2 protein-coding genes are annotated in these 2,760 nt (G+C 74.2%); one reads left to right on the top strand and one right to left on the bottom strand.

Features of this window, described 5'->3' with window-relative positions:
* Positions 1-1,055 (top strand): ATP-dependent DNA ligase (locus V7793_RS36125; RefSeq protein WP_336013910.1); only part of this gene is annotated, 1,055 nt, incomplete at its 5' end.
* Here the strand turns inward: V7793_RS36125 and V7793_RS36120 are convergent.
* The coding region (locus V7793_RS36120) for a glycoside hydrolase (RefSeq protein ID WP_336013909.1) at positions 1,045-2,760 on the bottom strand (1,716 nt) is incomplete at its 5' end. The genes V7793_RS36125 and V7793_RS36120 overlap by 11 nt on opposite strands.

Raw genomic sequence — 2,760 nt, 5'->3', positions numbered from 1 at the left:
GCGAGCTGCTGGCCCGGGGCCCGGCGGCGCTGGCGGACTTCCGGCTGGAGGTGGGCCGGCCGGTGCTGCCGATGCTGGCGCACACCGCCAAGGACGTCGAGGAGGCGCTGGACCGGCTCGGGCCGTGCGCCGTCGAGGAGAAGCTCGACGGGATCCGGGTGCAGGTGCACCGCGCGGGCGACGAGGTGCGGATCTGGACGCGCAAGCTGGAGGAGATCACCGAGCGGCTCCCCGAGCTGTGCCGCGTGGCGCGGGAGCTGCCGGTGTCCTCCGCGGTGCTGGACGGCGAGGTGATCGCCCTGGACGCGGAGGGGCGGCCGCGCCCGTTCCAGGAGACGGCGGGCCGGGTGGGTTCGCGCCTGGACGTGGCCGGGGCCGCGGTGACGGTGCCCCTGTCCCCGGTCTTCTTCGACCTGCTGGCCGTGGACGGCCGTGACCTGCTGGCGCTGCCGGTGGCGGAGCGCCACGCGGAGCTGGCGCGGGTGGTGCCGGAGCCCATGCGGGTGCGGCGCCTGGTGGTCGCGGACCCGGCGGAGGACGGAGCGCGCGCCGCGGCGCGGGACTTCGCGGAGGCGGTGCTGCGGCGCGGCCACGAGGGCGTGGTCGTCAAGGCGCTGGCCTCGCCCTACACGGCGGGGCGCCGGGGCGCCGCGTGGCTGAAGGTGAAGCCGGTGCACACGCTGGACCTGGTGGTGCTGGCGGTGGAGTGGGGTCACGGGCGGCGCACGGGGAAGCTGTCGAACCTCCACCTGGGGGCGCGGCGGCCGGACGGCTCGTTCGCGATGCTGGGCAAGACCTTCAAGGGCATGACGGACGCGATGCTGGCGTGGCAGACGGAGCGGCTGCGGGGGCTGGCGGTGAGCGACGACGGCTTCGTGGTGACCGTGCGGCCGGAGCTGGTGGTGGAGGTCGCCTTCGACGGTCTCCAGCGGTCCTCCCGGTACCCGGCGGGGGTGACGCTGCGGTTCGCGCGCGTGGTGCGCTACCGGGAGGACAAACGGGCGGAGGAGGCCGACACGGTGGAGGCCGTGCTGGCCCTCGGCGCTACGGGTTGACGTTCACGGTGGCGGGGCAGAGGCGCCGCGGCTTCTCGTCGCCCTTCAGCTTCGCGTCGACGCAGCCGCCCGGCAGGCCCTCGTACGTCTTCGTGCCGAAGTTGGCGGTGACGGTGAGGGTGCCGTCGCCGAAGGCGGTGCGCTGGACGCTCCGGTCGCCGGTCAGGGTGCGGAAGTCCGTCATGGGTTCGGTGCCGGCCGCCTTGTGCAGGGGCGAGAAGTACTTCTGCAGGGCGGCGAGCTCGCTGCCCTGCTTCTCCAGGGAGTCGCCGCCGATCACGAAGTTGAGCGGGGTGTTGTAGAGCATCGCCAGCAGGGCGCGGTCGGTCTTCTGCTGCGGCAGCTTGTCGTAGGAGAGCTCCCAGCGCTCGGCGTTGACGAGGGAGTCGTGCAGGGCCGTCTCGTACAGCGGGACGCGGTAGGCGGGGTCGTACATGGCCTTGGCGGCGGCGGCCGGGAGTTCGGCGGGCTTGAAGAAGATGCCGGGTGCCTTGGCGGGGGTGTAGCCGCCCCACTTCGCCTTGTCGCGCTGGGCCTCCCACAGGCCGTCGTGGACGGGTGTGCCGGAGCCGTGGTCGTACGAGAGGACCTCGTTGGCCCAGGCGCCGGCGGACTCGGAGCCGAGGGCGAGACGGTCGCCGTCGGCGAGGCGCTTCATGCGGGCGAGGCGGTTGGCGCGGTCGCGGGCCTTGGTCTGGGGGTGGGCCGCGCTGTGGTCGCGGTAGAGCTCGCCGGCCGCGTCGACGTCGAGGAAGTAGCTGTCGGCGCCGTTGGCGGTCATCTTGCGCGTGCGGTCGGCGAGGTAGTGGCGGGTGGGCTCGGCCTTCTCGAACGCCTCGGTGCTCAGGTAGCAGCCGCGGTCGTGGAAGCCGGGCTCGGGCGAGCCGTCGGCCCGCTGGACGCAGAAGTCCGGGTAGACCCGGTCCGGCCAGACGGAGGTGGGCGCGTCGGACTTCTGCGGGTCCTGGCCGTTGGCGAAGGAGTCGTAGGGGCCGACGAGGTAGCCGGCGTCCTTGGCGGCCTTGACGGCGGCCGGGGTCATGGGCTGGTCGTCGGCGTCGTAGCCGAGCCACATGCGGTCCACGCCGAGCGCGCGCAGCTTGCGGACGCCGTCGGCGGTGCGGGCCGGGCCCCAGGTGTAGGCGTGGAAGGCGCCGAGCAGCTTCTCGTTCGCGGGGACGGCCGCGATCTTGCGCTTGAGGCTGCCGAGCTGCCCGTGCTCCTTCAGCCAGGCGCGGTAGTCGAGGGCGGGGGCGACCGGGGAGCCGTCGGTGAGGCTGAAGGCGACGGTGTAGTCGGTGGTGCCCTCGCCGCGGGAGAAGGCGTGGGCCGCGGTGGCGCGCAGCGCGCCCTGCTCGGAGGTCACGCCGAGCGTGGTGCCGATGTCGGTGGGGACGAGGTAGCTGACGCCGGTCCGGCCCGCGGACCAGCCCCACAGGGGCAGGGAGAGGCCGGAGTCCACGGCGATCTCGCTGCCGGCGAGCTTGGCCGCGGGCGAGTTCCAGAAGGTGTCCCGGGCGGGGATCGACAGCCCTTCGCCGCGCGGCAGCTGCAGCGCGGCGGAGGCGGAACCGGCGCCCGTGACAGGCCACTTCAGGGTGCGGTCGGCGGCGCCGGTGGAGCGGACGGTGACGAGGAGCCGGCCCTTGTCGGCGCGGGCGGTGACCTCCAGGCCGGTGCCGGGGTAGGTCCAGCGGGCGCCGTC

The sequence above is a fragment of the Streptomyces sp. KLMMK genome, from assembly GCF_036961605.1.
GTDB lineage: Bacteria > Actinomycetota > Actinomycetes > Streptomycetales > Streptomycetaceae > Streptomyces > Streptomyces telluris.
The sequence above is the reverse complement of the archived record's forward strand: the minus strand, read 5'-3'. Positions and strand labels throughout refer to the sequence as shown.